Origin of the sequence: Bradyrhizobium sp., assembly GCF_047605465.1 — a bacterium.
In the GTDB taxonomy this organism is placed as follows: domain Bacteria; phylum Pseudomonadota; class Alphaproteobacteria; order Rhizobiales; family Xanthobacteraceae; genus Bradyrhizobium.
In genome coordinates this window covers 62,290-78,482 of record NZ_JASGFS010000004.1, presented here as the reverse complement: position 1 = coordinate 78,482, position 16,193 = coordinate 62,290, and the positions used below count along the sequence as shown (strand labels likewise).

At 64.8% G+C, this 16,193-nt stretch carries 13 protein-coding genes; 11 read left to right on the top strand and 2 right to left on the bottom strand.

The window, feature by feature from the left end; translation table 11 throughout:
* The first annotated feature begins 123 nt into the window (after positions 1-123).
* The 8 genes from QM712_RS05860 to QM712_RS05825 all read left to right on the top strand — a co-directional run bounded on the left by QM712_RS05860 (position 124) and on the right by QM712_RS05825 (position 8,346).
* Positions 124-798, top strand: a complete 675-nt coding sequence (locus QM712_RS05860) for a formyltransferase family protein (RefSeq protein WP_415022117.1) — start codon at positions 124-126, stop codon at positions 796-798.
* Positions 795-2,423 (top strand): tetratricopeptide repeat protein, encoded by a 1,629-nt coding sequence (locus QM712_RS05855; RefSeq protein WP_415022116.1) that lies wholly within the window; start codon positions 795-797, stop codon positions 2,421-2,423. Before QM712_RS05860 ends, QM712_RS05855 begins: the two co-directional genes overlap by 4 nt.
* 309 nt (positions 2,424-2,732) lie before the next feature.
* Complete coding sequence (locus QM712_RS05850) at positions 2,733-3,560, top strand: metal-dependent phosphohydrolase (RefSeq protein ID WP_415022115.1); 828 nt, start codon at positions 2,733-2,735, stop codon at positions 3,558-3,560.
* Positions 3,561-3,650: 90 nt separating this feature from the next.
* Positions 3,651-4,547, top strand: a complete 897-nt coding sequence (locus QM712_RS05845) for an alpha/beta fold hydrolase (RefSeq protein WP_415022114.1) — start codon at positions 3,651-3,653, stop codon at positions 4,545-4,547.
* 190 nt (positions 4,548-4,737) lie between these two features.
* On the top strand, positions 4,738-5,313 hold the full coding sequence (locus tag QM712_RS05840) for an HdeD family acid-resistance protein (protein ID WP_415022113.1): 576 nt from the start codon (positions 4,738-4,740) through the stop codon (positions 5,311-5,313).
* A 28-nt stretch (positions 5,314-5,341) separates the two neighbouring features.
* Positions 5,342-5,566: a hypothetical protein gene (locus QM712_RS05835; protein WP_415022112.1), complete on the top strand. Its 225-nt coding sequence runs from the start codon at positions 5,342-5,344 to the stop codon at positions 5,564-5,566.
* 122 nt (positions 5,567-5,688) lie between these two features.
* Entirely contained in the window at positions 5,689-6,900 is a 1,212-nt protein-coding gene (locus QM712_RS05830; RefSeq protein ID WP_415022111.1) for an ABC transporter substrate-binding protein, read from the top strand.
* A gap of 228 nt (positions 6,901-7,128) precedes the next feature.
* Positions 7,129-8,346 carry an acyl-CoA dehydrogenase family protein gene (locus tag QM712_RS05825; RefSeq protein WP_415022110.1) on the top strand — a complete coding sequence of 406 codons (1,218 nt, stop codon included), beginning with the start codon at positions 7,129-7,131 and terminating at the stop codon, positions 8,344-8,346.
* Positions 8,347-8,383: 37 nt separating this feature from the next.
* On the opposite strand, the gene QM712_RS05820 is transcribed toward QM712_RS05825, so the two are convergent.
* Positions 8,384-10,273: a pilus assembly protein TadG-related protein gene (locus QM712_RS05820; RefSeq protein ID WP_415022109.1), complete on the bottom strand. Its 1,890-nt coding sequence runs from the start codon at positions 10,271-10,273 to the stop codon at positions 8,384-8,386.
* A gap of 292 nt (positions 10,274-10,565) precedes the next feature.
* The gene (locus tag QM712_RS05815) at positions 10,566-11,018 is read right to left on the bottom strand and encodes a low molecular weight phosphatase family protein (protein WP_415022108.1); all 453 of its coding nucleotides are present in this window, start codon (positions 11,016-11,018) and stop codon (positions 10,566-10,568) included.
* A 223-nt stretch (positions 11,019-11,241) separates the two neighbouring features.
* Between QM712_RS05815 and QM712_RS05810 the strand changes: the two genes are divergently transcribed.
* The 3 genes from QM712_RS05810 to QM712_RS05800 all read left to right on the top strand — a co-directional run bounded on the left by QM712_RS05810 (position 11,242) and on the right by QM712_RS05800 (position 15,844).
* On the top strand, positions 11,242-12,078 hold the full coding sequence (locus tag QM712_RS05810) for an enoyl-CoA hydratase-related protein (protein ID WP_415022107.1): 837 nt from the start codon (positions 11,242-11,244) through the stop codon (positions 12,076-12,078).
* Positions 12,079-12,157: 79 nt separating this feature from the next.
* Entirely contained in the window at positions 12,158-13,690 is a 1,533-nt protein-coding gene (locus QM712_RS05805; RefSeq protein WP_415022106.1) for a hypothetical protein, read from the top strand.
* A gap of 567 nt (positions 13,691-14,257) precedes the next feature.
* Positions 14,258-15,844 (top strand): B12-binding domain-containing radical SAM protein, encoded by a 1,587-nt coding sequence (locus QM712_RS05800; protein WP_415022105.1) that lies wholly within the window; start codon positions 14,258-14,260, stop codon positions 15,842-15,844.
* Positions 15,845-16,193 lie beyond the last annotated feature (349 nt).

Sequence of the window (16,193 nt, the reverse complement as noted above, 5' to 3'; positions counted from 1 at the left end):
TCCGGGCGCGAGAGATTTGTTTCCCGACATTTCCGGAATACGGCGAACGGCCGTTCATTAATGCGCTGTTAACGACGCCCCGCGACATTTTGGCTCACTTTCATCGTCGCAAAAGCCGCAGCCATGTTCGACAGCCTTGTCCTGCTGACCGAAGCCGCCGAACAGGTGGCGCTGGCGCGCATGCTGCTCGGCCATCGCCGCGATCTCGTCATCCGTCCCGCCTCCGGCATCGACGAACTGCGCGCCATCGAGACGAACTCGCTGCGCAACGCCCGGCTGGTCGCGTTCGCCTCCAGCGCCATCGTCCCGGCCGACCTGCTCGCGAGCCTTGGCTACGGCGCCTACAATTTCCATCCGGGACCGCCGAACTATCCGGGCTGGGCGCCCGCCCATTTCGCACTCTACGATCGCGCGGAAGCGTTCGGCGTGACCTTCCACGCCATGGCGGAGCGCGTCGATTCCGGCACGATCCTCGACGTCGCGTCGTTTCCGGTTCCGCAGGCCTGCACGCTGCTGGGGCTCGGCGAACTGACCTATCTGCACCTGCTGCAGTTGTTCGAGGTGTGGGCGGAGGAATTGGCGACGGAGCCGATGCTGGCGCCGCGTCGTTCGATGCCGTGGTGCGGGCGCACCAACACCCGCCGCAGCTACCGTGACGCCTGCGCCATTCCCCTGGACATATCCCGGGACGAGTTGTGGCGCCGCATGCGGGCTTTCGGCGGCAATCACTACGGCATCGCGCCGGCCATCAACCTGCACGGCGTCACCTTCACGGCGACGTTTCCGGAGAATGCATGATCTCATCATCGACGGCTCTCGCCGCGCCTGCCATCGGCGCGCCGGGCGTATCCGACCTGTTGCGCGAAGGCCGCGAGCACTATGCGCGAGGCGCGTTCCGGCAGGCGATCACGACGTTTCAGGACGGGCTTGCGCTGGCCGCGTCGATCGGCGCCTCCGTCGACCGCGTTGCCAATCTTCACGCCGGCCTCGCGAACGCGTTCATGCTTTGTGATGATCTCGCCTCCGCGGCGGAGAACTACAAGGCCGCGCTGCGCCTGGCACCGCATCTGGTTGCCTGCTGGTGCAATCTCGGCATCGTCCATCAGCGCGGCGGCATGGCGCAGGAGGCGATCGCGCTCTATCTCGAGGCGCTCCGGCGCAATCCGGGTCATCGGCCGTCGCGGACGAACCTGGTGCAGGCCTTGATCGCAACCAGGCAATTCGCGATCGCAAGGACATTGCTGCTCGAATTGCTGGAGGAGACGCCGGGCGATGCCGGGCTCACCGGCCAGCTCGGCAAGGTCGCGTTCGAACTCGGCGAGGCGGACGAGGCCATCGCGCATTTCGAGCGTGCGATCGCGCTCGCGCCCGATCAGGCCGAGAACTTCTACTGGGTCGGCGCGATCCGGCAGGCACGCGGCGAGACGGATGCGGCGCAAGCGGCCTATGCCCGCGCCGCGCTGGCCCATCCGATCCTCTGCCGGCCCGCGATCACATCGCCGCCGGCGTTCCGGGTGCTGGCGCTGTTCGCGCCGTTCGTCGGCAACACGCCGGTCGAGTTCCTGTTCAAGGACTGCGCGTACGAGACCAACATCCTGTCGCTGCTGCCCGCGAGCCGGCCCGATGCCGGGGCGCTGGCGCGCGGGGCCGACATCGTCGTCAACCTGCTGTCGGATGCCGATCAGGGCGCGGAGGTCCTTCCGCTCGCCGTCGCCCTTGCGGAGGCGCTCGGCAAGCCCGTCGTCAACGATCCCGTGAAGGTCATGCGAACGACGCGCGATGCCACGGCCGCGGTGCTCGCGGGCATCGACGGTTGCCGCGTGCCGCGCACGATCCGCATCGCCGCAGGACAGGCGCTGCCCGCAAGTGCGGATCTCGCCTATCCGGTGCTGGCGCGGCAGGCCGGCACGCATGGCGGCGACGTCTTCGAGAAGCTTGACGACGACAAGGCGCTCACGGCGTTCCTCGCCGAACATGCCGAGCATGGCCGCTACGTGATCGAGTATCTCGACTACCGCTCGGTCGACGGCTTCTTCCGAAAGTACAGGTTCCTGTTTGTCGGCGAGGAGATCCTTCCCTATCATCTGGCGATCGGAGACGATTGGAAGCTGCATCGCGACAGCACGGAGATGGGACGTCACGCCTGGATGCAGCAGGAAGAGGAACGCTTCCTGCGCGACCCCGGCGAGGTTTTCGGCGCGGCTCAGTTCGAGGCATTGCGAACGATCCGCAATCGCATCGGCCTCGACTATTTCGGCATCGATTGCGGGCTCGACCGGGACGGCCGCATCGTCGTGTTCGAGGTCAATGCATCCATGCTGGTGCATGATCAGAACCCGGAGTTTCCCTACAAGGATCCCTATATCCGCCGGATCAAGACGGCTTTCGACGCCATGCTCGCGCATGTCGCGCGGGGGAGTTGACGGCGGTATCCGCAAGCCGGTGCAGGTGCCCGCAAAAGGCCGCAGCCGTGTCAGGGCCCGGCGGAACGTCTTGTCCCGTAAATGAACGGCGGGATCGGCCTTTGGCCCATCGGGCACGGTCCCCCGCCCAGGGTGTATCGAACTGTGACCGCAACCGTGATGTTGCGCAGCGGGAGCAGAACATATTTTCGTATTTTCGTTCGAGGGTTTGTTCAGTTGCCTAAAGATGGGCTATGCTGGCCTTGCGTCGAGGACGTGATCGAGACGTCGGAGTTGGCCTGGGACACGACCGACAACGGGGCTGCATCCATGATGACGTTACCGAAACTGGCGGCCGAATCCCTGGAGAAACTACTGGGCGCGTTCATGCGCCGCCGCTTCGACGAGACTTCCGCGCGAATTGTCGAAAGCGCGGCCCGCACGGCGATGGAATGCATCGGCAACAGCGATGCGCTCTACCACAACATCGAGCATACGATGCTGGTGACGCTGGCTGGCCATTCCATCCTCAGCGGCCGCTATCTGCATACCCATCTGTCGGCCGAGGACTACGTCCACGTGCTGATCGCCTGCCTGGCCCACGATATCGGCTATGTGCGCGGGCTGTTCGAAGAGGATGACATCGACGGTTTCGTGATCGACGCGGCGGGCGCCAAGGTTTCGCTGCCGCGCGGCGCATCGGATGCGAGCCTGATGATGCATCACGTCGACCGTTCGAAGCTGTATGTCACGCGGCGCCTCAGCCATATTCCGGGCCTCGACCCCGATCGCATTTCCCGCGCCATCGAGGGCACGCGGTTTCCCGCCCGCGAAGGCCAGGATTACGACGACGAGGCCTCGATCCTGCGCGCGGCCGACTTCATCGGCCAACTCGGCGATCCCAACTATCTGCGCAAGGCCAACGCGCTCTATTACGAATTCGAGGAAGTCGGGATGAACCGGCAGCTCGGCTATGACTCGCCGGCCGACATTGTGAACCGCTATCCACAATTCTACTGGAACAGCGTCGCACCGCACATCCAGACCGAGATCGGTTATCTCAACAAGACCGAGATCGGCCGGCAATGGATCGCCAATCTCTACAGCAACGTCTTCCGCGCCGAGCGCGACATCTCGCTGTCCGGACCGCAGAAATAGCCGCCGGTCCGCACAGGCAACTCAGCCCGCCGCTCCGCTCCCCCGACGGCGATCGCGGATGTCGGCGTTGCACGAAACCGTGAGCAAGCCATGCAGCAAAAAACAGTCAGCACGGACGTTCTCGACATCGCCTATCTCGACTATGGCGCGCCCGACGGCTGGCCCTGCATCATGGGCCATGGCTTTCCCTACGACGTGAAGGCCTATGCCGAGGCGGCGCCGATCCTCGCGGGATCGGGTGCGCGGGTGCTGGTGCCATGGCTGCGCGGCTATGGGCCGACGCGCTTTCGTTCATCCGCGACGCTGCGCTCGGGCGAGCAGGCGGCGCTGGGCGCCGACCTCCTGGCCTTCATGGACGCGCTCGGCATCAGGCGCGCGATCGTCGGCGGCTATGACTGGGGCGGGCGCGCGGCCTGCGTGGTCTCGGCGCTCCATCCGGATCGCGTGGTGGGGCTGGTGTCCGGCAACTCCTACAACATCCAGAACATCGCCCGCGCGATGGAGCCGGCGTCGCCGCCCGAGGAGGCGGCGCTCTGGTATCAGTATCTCTTTCACAACGAGCGCGGCCGCCGCGCGCTGGAGCGCAACAGGCGCGGCTTTGCCCGCCAGCTCTGGTCGATGTGGTCGCCGGCCTGGACGTTCGACGATGCGACCTTCGAGGCGAGCGCGGCCTCGTTCGACAATCCCGACTTCGTCGATGTCGTGATTCACTCCTATCGCCATCGCTATGCGCTGGTCGAGGGCGATCCCGCCTATGCCGGGATCGAGGCCAAGCTCGCGGCGCAGCCGGCGATCCGCGTCGCGACGATCGCGATCGACGGTGATCGCGACGGCGTCAATCCCGGCACCGCCCATCATGTGCGCAAGTTCGAGGGGCCGTTCGAGCGGCGCGTCTTTGCCGGCGCCGGCCACAACCTTCCGCAGGAGCGGCCGGCCGAATGGGCGCAGGCGGTGCTTGACGTCCACAAGGCGGCCGGCGGCTCTTGACCGTCCCGGCCGCTCGCGGACTTTCGTAGCCGGACGCGGGAGGGACGGGCCGCGCGCCCGCGGCGCAACATTTGATCTTGATTTGCGTCAATGTTGGTGGCGGCCAAGGCTGCTCTGCTGGCTGTTGTCCCGGTTCGGATCATGCTATTCTGGCGTGCGTTCCCGGACTTCGCATGCAGGAGTGGCCGTCATGACAAGCGCTTCGGATACGTCTCACAGTTCAAGCCTGGGCTCCGGCATCGCCGCGCTGCATGCCAAATGGGGATGGGTCGTCGCCCTCGGCGTCGTCTATCTCATCGCGGGCTTCGTCGCGCTCGGCAGCGTCGTCATGGCGACGGTGGCGAGCGTGATCGTGGTCGGCGCGATGATGATCGTTGCCGGCATCGCCGAAGTCATCGGCGCATTCCAGATGAAGAGCTGGGGTAAATTCCTGATCTGGGCTCTGCTCGGCGTGCTCTACGTCATCGCCGGCTTCCTCACCTTCGAGAACCCGTTGTTCGCGGCCGTGCTGCTGACGCTCTTCCTAGGCGCATCGCTGATCGCCTCGGGCGTGGTCCGGCTTTTTCTCGCCTTCAGCATGAAGCGCGAAAGTCCGTGGGTGTGGGTGGCGTTGTCGGGTGCCATCACGCTGCTGCTCGGATTGCTCATCGTGGCGCGCTGGCCGGTCAACAGCGTCTACATCCTCGGCCTGTTCCTCGGGATCGACCTCATCATGGCAGGGGCGGGCTGGATCAGCCTCGGCTTCAGCCTGCGCCAGCGCCATTAGGCCGCTTGCTGTCAGGGGGGGCATCGGCATGCGCTGGTTTCATCTCGCCGTCATCGTGATCTTCGCCGCGGCGACGCTGGTCTTCGCCGCGCAGAATTTCGAGACCGTCACGATCTCGTTCTTCAGGATGAATCTCAGCCTGCCGCTCGCGCTGCAGACGCTCGTGGTCTATCTGGTCGGCGCGGCGACGGGTGGCAGCCTGTTCGCGCTGCTGCGGCGCTCTTACGCAGGTTCGAGGCGCAGCGTCGAGTAGACCAGCAACTCGACGCAAGACCCTCTCGCGGAACTCCGCATGATCTGACGCGCTGACAAGAAGCAGCACGTCACGCGTTCGCCTTGATGTGTCGCGCGGGCGATGATCACCGGGGAGAAACCATGAAAGCCGCTTTGGCCCTCGCTGCAGCGCTGGCTGCCGCCTGCCTGTCCACGCCCGTCTCCGCGCAAAAGGCCTACGGTCCCGGTGTCAGCGACACCGAGATCAAGATCGGCAACACGATGCCGTACAGCGGTCCTGCTTCGCCGCTCGGCATCTCCGGCAAGGTCATCTCGGCCTATTTCGACGAGGTCAACGAGAAGGGCGGCGTCAACGGCCGCAAGCTCAACCTGTTGTCGCTGGATGACGCGTTCTCGCCGCCGAAGACGATGGAGGCCGCGCGGCGGCTGGTCGAGGGCGACGGCGTCGCCTTCATCTTCGCGACCATGGGCACCGCGCCGAGCTCGGCGATCGCGAAATACCTCAACAGCAACAAAGTCCCGCAGATATTTCTGATCAGCTCCGCGTCGAAGTGGAACGATCCCGTCAACATGCCGTGGTCGATCGCGCTGCCCTGGGCGCCGAACTACACCAGCGAGGCCGCCATCGACGTCGCCTATGCCCGCGCCAAGAATCCCAATGCGCGGTTCGCGGTGCTCTATCAGAACGACGATGCCGGCAAGGAATATCTGCGCGGCGTCAAGGAGGCGCTCGGCGCCGATGCCGACAAGGCGATCGCGATGGCGTCGAGCTTCGAGGTCGCCGACCCCACCGTCGATTCCCAGGTGCTGACGCTCGCCAGCACCAAGGCCGATGTCTTCATGATCTATTCGGTGACGCCGCGCGCCTGCGCGCAGGCGATCCGCAAGGCGCATGAGGTCGGCTGGCAGCCGACGCGATTCCTGGCGTCCGGCTGCGCCAACAAGGCGACGGTGATGGCGCCGGCGGGCCTCGATGCGGCCAAGGGCGTGCTCTCGCTCGGCTCGCTCAAGCCGTTCGTAGCCGAGCCGAAGGACGATCCGGGGATGGTCGCCTATATCGAGTTCATGAAGAAGCGTCTGCCGAGCGCCGACGTCAACAACACCGCCGGCCTTTACGGCTACACCGTCGCCGAGGCGCTGGTCGCCCTGCTGGGGCAGTGCAAGGACAATCTGACGCGCGAGAACATCATGGCGCAGGCAGCGAACCTGAAGAACGTGCCGCTCTCGCTGCTCCTGCCCGGCATCACGCTCAACACCACGCCGCAGGATTTCCGACCGATCAAGGACGGCTACATGCTCCAGTTCGACGGCAACGACTGGATCGTGGCAAGCGAGCTCCTGCGCGGCACGTGAGCTGCGGCCATCGCGATGAGGAGGCGGTCTGACGTCGCATTCTTCGAGACGGCCGCCTTCGGGGGGCCTCAGGATGAAGTCGGAGTGCGCGGCGGCCCGATCAACGCGCGAATGCCGCTGAGCCTCACCCTGAGGAGACCGCACAGCGGTCGTCTCGAGAGGTGAGGCGCGCGCTCCACTTGCCGCGGAAAGACAAGTGCGATCACCCCTGGCGAGCAGGAGACCATCATGGACTTTCAACACTCCGCCCGTTCGCAGGAGCTGCAGGATCGCGTCCGGCAGTTCATGCGGACCCATGTCGAACCGGCCGAGGAGTTCTATTACGAGCAGGTGAAGCCGGAAGCCGCGCGTTACAGGACTCCTCAGGTGCTGCAGGACCTGAAGCGGCTGGCGCGCGAGCAGGGGCTCTGGAACCTGTTTCTCTCCGGCGAGCACGGCCCGGGCCTCACCAACCTCGAATATGCCCCGGTGAAGGAGATCATGGGCCGCATCCTCTGGGCCCCCGAGGTCTTCAACTGCTCCGCGCCCGACGTCGGCAACATGGAGGTGCTGGCGAATTACGGCACGCCGGCGCAGCAGGAGCGCTGGCTGAAGCCGCTGCTCGAGGGACGCATCCGCTCCGGCTTCTCGATGACGGAGCCGCAGGTCGCCTCCAGCGACGCCACCAACATCCAGTGCGAGATCAGGCGTGACGGCAACGACTACGTCGTCAACGGTCGCAAATGGTTTACCTCGGGGGCGATGAACGAGGATTGCGAGATCCTGATCGTGATGGGCAAGACCGCGCCCGATCATCCCGACCGCCATCGCCAGCAATCCATGATCCTCGTCCCCAAAAACACACCCGGCGTGCGCATCGTCCGCGACATGCTCACCTACGGCTATGACGATGCGCCGGTCGGTCATCCCGAGATCCTCTACGAGAATGTCCGGGTGCCGGCCGAAAACATCCTGCTGGGCGAAGGCCGCGGTTTCGAGATCGCGCAGGGCCGGCTCGGGCCCGGACGCATCCACCATTGCATGCGGCTGATCGGCTGCGCCCAGCGCGCGCTGGAACTGATGTGCCAGCGCTCGGTCTCCCGTGTCGCCTTCGGAAAGCCGCTGGCCGAGCAGGGCTCGGTGCGCGAGGACATCGCGCACTCGTTCTGCGAGATCGCGCAGGCGCGCTTGCTGACGCTGCAGGCCGCCGACAAGATGGACCGCGACGGCAACAAGGCCGCGCGCGACCTGATCGCGGCGGCCAAGATCGTGGTGCCCAGCATGGCCGCCCGCGTCATCGATCGCGCGATCCAGATCCACGGTGCCGCGGGCGTCTCGCAGGATACGTTTCTCGCCCGCGCCTATGTTTATGCCCGCTTCATCCGCATTGGCGACGGCCCGGACCAGGTGCACCTCGCCGCTGTCGGCAAGGAGTTGATCAGGCGCGGCGGGGTCACGGCGGGGTAGGACGGCGATCGCTGCCGGCCACCGCGCGCAGCCCTGCTCAGCGCGCGATCCTCAGCTTGCTCAGCGCAGTGCCGATCGTGTTGAAGGTCGTCACGATCTGCGTCGAGCTCGTCAGCATGAAGAACTTGTCGGGACTGCTGGCGCAGTTCTGCAAGACCGTGGAGGTCGGATCGGCGGGCGAGCTCGTGTTCACCTGGATCGTGTAGATCGTGTACATCGGCTGGCCCTGCGCGTTGGTGGCGTTTTTGATGTTGGTGCACAGCGCCGCCTGCCGTGCGTCGATCGGATTGCCGGAGGCCTGGGTGCTGCCGTTGCCGTAATCAGGCCAGCGGTCTTCGGTGTTCAAGCCGTCGGACAGCAGGATGATGACGCGGTTATAGGTCGTGCTGGCGTCCTCCGATGGCGTGTTGAAGGGGCCGCCGACCAGCAGCGACTGCCACGCCATCGCCAGGCCGATCGCCTGGTCGGTGCCGCCGGTCGGCTGCATCGCGTTCACGGCCGATTTGAGCGTGCTCCAGCTGTAGCTCAGCGATACCAGCGGCTGGAGCTGGTTCGACACGCTGCTGCTGCAATAGGCGGTGCTGTTCTCGTAATATTCGTTGGCCGGCAACAGCGTCGTGACGTCCGACGTCGTCGGCAGCACGCCGGTCGCATCGTTCGGCTGCGTGCGGTCCGTGACGCAGCCGGTCCAGGTCGTGATCGGATTGGTCGATGCCTGTCGCCAGTCGTTCGCCACCGTCGGGGTCGTGTTGGTGGCCGTCCATTTGTTGTTGGTGAAGCCGACGGGGGCGCTGACGCGGGGCTGGCCGGAATTGTCGGAGAGGTCATTCGGACCGGGCTGCGTCCAGTTGTGCGTGTAGAGAAGGCCGGTGCACGACTTGCCGCTGCCACTGCCGGTGCAGCTGCACCCCAGCACCGGAAGGCCGAGCAGGCCGCTGGTCGGACAGCTGCAGGAGTTTGAGCCGGAGCAGAACACGCCGGTGCCGGCGGACGTGCTGACCCAGCAGCCATTGTAGACCGAGTGCGAATAGTAATCGACGCTCGGGCAGATATAGCCGGAATAGGTGCCGATCGACGGCACGGTCGACGTGGTCGTCGTGCTGGTTGGCGTGGTGGTGCAGGTGAAGCCGTCGCTGGTGTTTGCGAACGGACATTTGGCGCCCGGTCCCACCGCGTGCCAGTTCATCGGCAGCGAGGCCTGCGTGCTGCCATTGTTCGGCTGCGTCGTCGGCGGATTGAGCCAGTCGGTCCAGTCGATCCAGCTCTGGTTGTAGTTGGAGGCGTTGACGTTGACGACCTTCGCGAACGGGATCAGCGAAATGTAGACGTCGCCGTTGTTCTTGGCGAGGGCGCTGAGTTGATCGATCAACCCGCCGCTCCCGGCCACGGCGTTTTTCAGCGCCGTAATCTTGTTGTCGGCGGCCATCGATCCGGTGTTGTCCAGCGCCAGCGCGACGCGCATCTTGACGTTGCCCCAGGTCGTCGTCGAACTGGCGCTGAAGCCGAGCTGGGGGAAGCCGGCAATCTGCATGAAGTCCGACATGACGTATCCGGAGCCGCCGACGACGATGGTCGCGGCCGTGGAGCCGCTCGCCGCCGTGTAGGTCGGCGTCACGGTGACACCTTGCGCCTCGACCCCGGCTGCGTTGTAGAGTCCGTTGAAGTACAACGGCGCCTTGGTCGGGATGTCCGACACCGCGATCTGGTTGGAGCTCAAATCCTTCGACAGCATCAGCGCCGTCGAATCGAGTGCCGCCTGCATCGCGGTTCGCGCGCGAACTGCACGCGTGTAATCGATGGCTGCGCCGACGAAGGCGAGAATCGGGATCAGGGAGATCGCGAAGATGACTGCGATATTGCCCTGATCTGCTGACGCGAAGGAGCCGAGATGGCGTCCGGTCCGATGGACGAAGGGTGTGCGAAACATGACGGTCCCCGAGATCTGGTTTTGCCTGATTTCGGATCGGAGCCGTTGAAGATGCGGTGTAGCCGTGCATCAGCACGCGTGCTGACTCATCCCGAACGCTAATGGCCGCGATGACGCGGGGTTAACCAAGACTTTGCGGGTTTGCGGCCGGCTGGAACAATTGCAGCGTTGACCCGTATCGCATGTTGCGAACCAATCCGGGACAGTTGATGCACCGCCCCGGATCCATGTCCCGCTTTCGCTGAATCGAGCGTCCGCCCATCTGTTGCGCGGGGCGCGACATCGATGGCGGTTATCGCGCTCCGGCCTGAAGGCTCCGGATCAGCCGTCCGACCATTTCGTCGATTTTGCCCAGCGCCATTTCGGGGGCGAGGAATTCGATATCGTCGACGTCCCAATAGGTGATGCGATCGGCCGCGCTGGGAAAGCGGCGCTCGATCATCGGGCGATGCTCGGCGTCCTTCAGTGCGACGACGCGTTCCGCGTCCGCGAAGTCGGCGAGTGTGCAGAGCAGGGGAAGCCGGGCGGAGCCCGCCGCATCGATGCCTTTCGCCTGCAGGGACTCCAGCGCATGGGGCGAGATCGGCCCGACGTTTTCAGGCGAGAGCGCGTCGGCGACGGCCCGTGAGAACGAGGACCAGCCCAGTCCTTCGCGCCTAGCGCGGTGGTTGAAGACCTCCTCGGCATAGCGGCTTCGATAGTAGTTGCCGGTACAGAGAAACAGCACGCGATTGTTTCTGGTCATCAAGCAGCGCTTCCATCAACGATCATCCGCCTGCGAGCGGTGCGGTGAGTCCGCAATCCGCACAAGCTAGCACGGCCCGCGGCGATGGACATGTGGGCCGGCGCCGAGTGGGCGGGCTCGCGGATGCCGGCGGGGTGGTCTGCGTCGGCGGCCGATGACATCCTTCCCGATCTCGGGCATGACCAAGGCAAGGGCAAAAATGCCTCGAGATCGGGAGGACTTCATGAGCTACCAGCACATCATCGTCGACGACCCGCGTCCGCGTGTCCGGCGCATCACGTTGAACCGTCCGGAGAAACGCAACGCGTTGAACAACCGCCTGCGCAGCGAGATCTTCGAGGTGCTCGAGCAGGCCGATCGCGATGGCGATGTCTCGATTTCGATCCTGCACGGCGCAGGCTCGTGCTTTTCGGCCGGCTACGATCTCTCCGCGGACAACCGCGTCGACCAGCCCTATCATTCGGCGACGGGACCGGGCCAATGGTCGCGCCACGTGGTCGAAGGCTGGTTCGGGATCTGGGATCTCGCCAAGCCCGTCATCGCGCAGGTGCACGGCTATTGCCTTGCCGGGGGCACCGAGCTTGCGACCGCCTGCGACGTCGTCTACGTCGCCGACGACGCGCAGATCGGTTATCCGCCGGTGCGTCTGATGAGCCCGCCCGACATGCAATATCATCCCTGGCTGGTCGGCATGCGCCGCGCCATGGAATTGATGCTGACGGGCGATGCGATGTCCGGCCGCGAAGCCGCGGAATCGGGCTTCGCGACGCGATCCTTCCCGCTTGCCGAACTGGACGAGAAGACGCTGGACTTCGCCGAGCGCGCCGCCAAGGTGCCGGTCGAGTTGCAGCAGCTCAACAAGCGCAGCGTCCACCGCGCCATGGAGATCATGGGCGCCCGCGCCGCCATCCGCGCCGGCACCGAGATCCAGGCCCTGGCGTTCACGACCGAGGCGAGCAAGGCCTATATGGGAAGTTTCCGCCGCGACGGCGGCAGCGTGAAAGCCTTGCTCGACCAGCGCGACACGACGTTCGGGGATTACCGGACGAAGAAGGAGTGAAGAGGGGCGATATGGCCTTCCGACCCTCGGCCGTTACCCTCTTTTAGGGCGTCTGCCCTAAGACGGAGGGAGATTGAACGTGGATGTCCGCTTGGACGAAATTCCACGGGCCGGTCCGAAAGAAGGTCACGCCGTGGGCATGCCGGGAAGGAACTTCAGCACGCAGCAGCGTTGGATCGTGGTCGCTGCGATCCTCCTGGCGGCCGCGCTCGTTCAAATCCCTCTCGTCCTCAACGCGGATCTGGCCTGCCTGCTGACGTCCGGCGAAAAGATCCTCGATGGCCGCAAGCTCGGAATCGACCTCTTCGAGCTGAACCCGCCATTGTCGGTCTACATGTACATGCCGGCCACGATGCTCGCGCGCGCAACGGGGATCGCGCCGGAATTCATCGTGATCATCCTCTTGGTGATCGAGATCGGCGGTGCGCTCGTCCTGATCGATCGCGCCGCCGCCGCGGCAGGGGTGGACGCCCGCGAACGAACGATCGCGGTGTGGTCGCTCGCGGTCCTGTTCGCCATTCTTCCCGGTGCGGTGTTCGGGCAGCGTGAGCACATCGCCGTCGTCGCGCTGACGCCTTTCGTCGCCGTCACGGCGCTCCGTTGGCGCGTCCTCGATCCCGGGCGGATCGCGGTTCTCGCTGGTATCGGTGCGGGGCTCGCGATGAGCATCAAGCCCTTCTTTGCTCTGGTGACAGGCCTTCCGATCATCGCCGGTGTCGTCCGGCAACGTTCCCTGAAGCCCTTGTTCACCCCTGAAGCATGGACGGCGGCCGCCGTCGTCGTCGGCTATGGGGCGCTCGTCGTTGCGGTGTTTCCCACCTATCTGACCATCTACGCCCCGATGGTCGCCGAGGCCTATCTGCCGATCAGGCAGGAGTTCGTCCGACTGCTTCCCGTTCCGATCGTCGCGCTCGGCGCTTCGTTGGTCTTCCTGCGTCTCCTGGCTCCCGAGAACTTCAAGATGGAGAGCGACGCCACACCGTGGCTGGCCGCGGCGATCGGGGGAGCCGCGAGTTTCATCCTTCAGGGCAAGAGCTGGCCCTACATGGCTTTCGCGCTGTGCATGTTCGCCGTTGCAGCGCCGTTGCTGCAGGCTCGCGCGAAGGCCTTGCGGCCGCCCGTCGTGCTCGGCGGCCTGGCGACCATCGTGCTCGTCGGTCTCTATCTGTCGTCACCGGCGCCGGGGTTTCCGCCGCTGCGGGAGCGCGTCCAGGCGCTCGTGAAGCACCCGCGGCTGCTCACGATCACCGATCACGTCGGCCTCGGGCATCCGCTCGTCCGTCAAATCGGTGGGACCTGGGTCGGAAGCTCCTGTGCGGCGCAGCTCCTCGCGGCCGGCGCGATCCTGCGTCAGAGCAGCGAGCAGCTCACGGATGGCGAGCGGACAAAACTGGTCGGCATCGTCGATTTCGAACGGCGGCATTTGCTGGCGGACGTACGCAGCGGTCATCCAGACGTCATTCTCGTCGATACCTATCTGCTGAGTTCGTTCCCGTTCGACTGGCTGGCCTGGGCCAATTCGGATCCCGAACTCCAGACGGAGCTGAGCCGCTATCGCGAGGTCGAGGATATCGGTCGCGTTCGCGTCTTCGTCGATCGCGCCATTCCGTAACGACAACCGCGTCGCGCCCGGCATGCGCTGCCGATGACAGGCCGCCGGCCGCGCGTCTCCCCGATGATGCAACAATGCGGGTGTTTTGCCCGACGTGTCAAACATCCCGGCCATGCCGCCGGCACCGTGCCCCAGCGGCCGTCCTACTGTGCATGGGGTTGTTCTCGCGATTTTGCCGGAGCCGGTCGCTGCCGCAAGAATTTGCATGGAGAGGACGGGTGTGCCGCGGTCGTGCTATCCCGGCGTATCGGTACGATAAGTGCTGTTTTGTCAGGCGCTTGGCTGTGGGGCGAGGAGCGGTCGGCATGCAGGACGTGCCAGCGAGATCGTTTCACGATGCGATCTGCCCGCTGCGACTCTCTGGCCTGCGCGGCGCGACGGAGTCCATGATCGGACTGGCCGTCTGAGGTCCGCGAGGGCCGAACTGTCGCGGATCCCCCAAGGAAACCATTGCGGCCCCCCGGCATTGTCGTGATGCCACAATATTGAGAAATTCCGGCGGCAGCATTACGCTATGTGTCTGGCTGGCTATTTCCGCACCATACTCACAGTGGTTGGGGGAGCTTGATGCGAGCTGCAAGCAACGGATCGGTCCGGCGGATTCTCATGGTGTTTCCGCGGTACACGTCGTCGTTCGGCACTTTCGAGTATTCCTACCCGCTCACCGACGGGGTGAGCGCCTTCATGCCGCCCCAGGGGCTGCTCCTCATCGCAGCCTATCTGCCCGAGGACTGGGAGGTTCGCTTCATCGACGAAAACCTCAGGCGGGCGACGCGCGACGAGTTCGAATGGGCCGAAGCGGTCTTCGTCAGCGGGATGCACATCCAGCGCCAGCAGATGAACGATATCTGCCGACGCGCACATGAATTTGACCTGCCGGTCGCGCTCGGCGGTCCCTCCGTCAGCGCGTGCCCGGACTATTATCCGTCGTTCGACTATCTCCATGTCGGCGAACTCGGCGATGCCACCAACGAGCTGATCGAGCTCCTGTCGCACGACGTCACGCGCCCCGAGCAGCAGGTCGTGCTCAAGACCAAAGATCGCGTGGCGATGACGGAGTTTCCGATCCCCGCCTATGAGCTCGCAGACGTGAAGAAATACTTCCTCGGCAGCATCCAGTATTCCAGCGGCTGTCCCTACCAGTGCGAATTCTGCGACATCCCCGGTCTCTACGGCCGCAATCCCCGGATCAAGTCGCCGGAGCAGATCATCGCCGAGCTCGACCGGTTGCGCGAATGCGGCATGACCGACACCGTCTATTTCGTCGACGACAATTTCATCGGCAACCGCAAGGCGGCGATGGATTTGCTGCCGCATTTGATCGAATGGCAGAAGCGGACGGGCTACGTCGTGCGTCTCGCCTGCGAGGCGACGCTGAACATCGCCAAGCGTCCCGAGATCCTGGAGAAGATGCGGGAAGCCTATTTCATCACGGTGTTCTGCGGCATCGAGACGCCTGATCCCGACGCGCTGAAGGCGATGCACAAGGACCAGAACATGATGGTCCCGATCCTCGAGGGCGTGCAGACCATCAATTCCTACGGCATGGAGGTCGTGTCCGGCATCATCATGGGCCTCGACACCGACAAGCCGAACACGTCCGAAGCGCTGCTCTCCTTCGTCGAGGAATCGCAGATCCCGCTTCTGACCATCAATCTGCTCCAGGCGCTGCCGAAGACGCCGCTATGGGACCGTCTCGAGCGCGAGGGCCGGTTGATCGAGGACGACGGGCGGGATTCCAACGTCAACTTCCTGCTGCCCTACGACGACGTGGTGTCGTCCTGGAAGCATTGCATGGGAGTCGCCTACGAGCCCGAGAAGGTGTTCGCGCGCTTCCAGTACCAGTGCGATCACACCTATCCCAACCGCCTCAAGATGCCCGTGCCGGACGAGATGAAGACCTGGTCCAACATCAGGCGCGGCCTCGTCATGCTGAAGAACATATTCTGGAAGGTGGGCGTGCTCGGAAGCTACAGGCGCGTGTTCTGGAAATTCGCGCTCGGGCGCATCCGCCGCGGCGACCTCGAAGGCCTGATCGGCTGTACCATGATCGCTCATCACCTGATCACCTTCGCGCAGGCCGCATCGAGCGGGCAGCAGAACGCGTCGAACTATTCGATCCGCCTGCGCGAGGCGTCCGTTCCCGCCGAATGAGCGATCGGGCCGATGGCCCTCGCATTCTGCGAAACGGACCAAAGGCCTGCTGCCGCTGCGCCGGGCAGGTGAGAGCCCGTCGCGACCGGCCATATCGTTGTCGCCTCAGGCGCGCGCATGTTCCTGATGTTGATCGGCGGCCTCTCGGCGTCCGGCAGTGTCGGCGTCCACGCGAACCTTGGGGCCGGACCGGCGGCCGGGCTCCGCGTCGAATCGGCACGGCTCTGCCCGGATGACCGGCCTGCCGGAAAAATCGCCGCATCTTGATCGATTCGGCCATACTTCGCCTGCTTGCGAGTCGGGCCAATGACCTGCTAAACCCCTCGCGGCGATTTTCCGCGCATTTTCA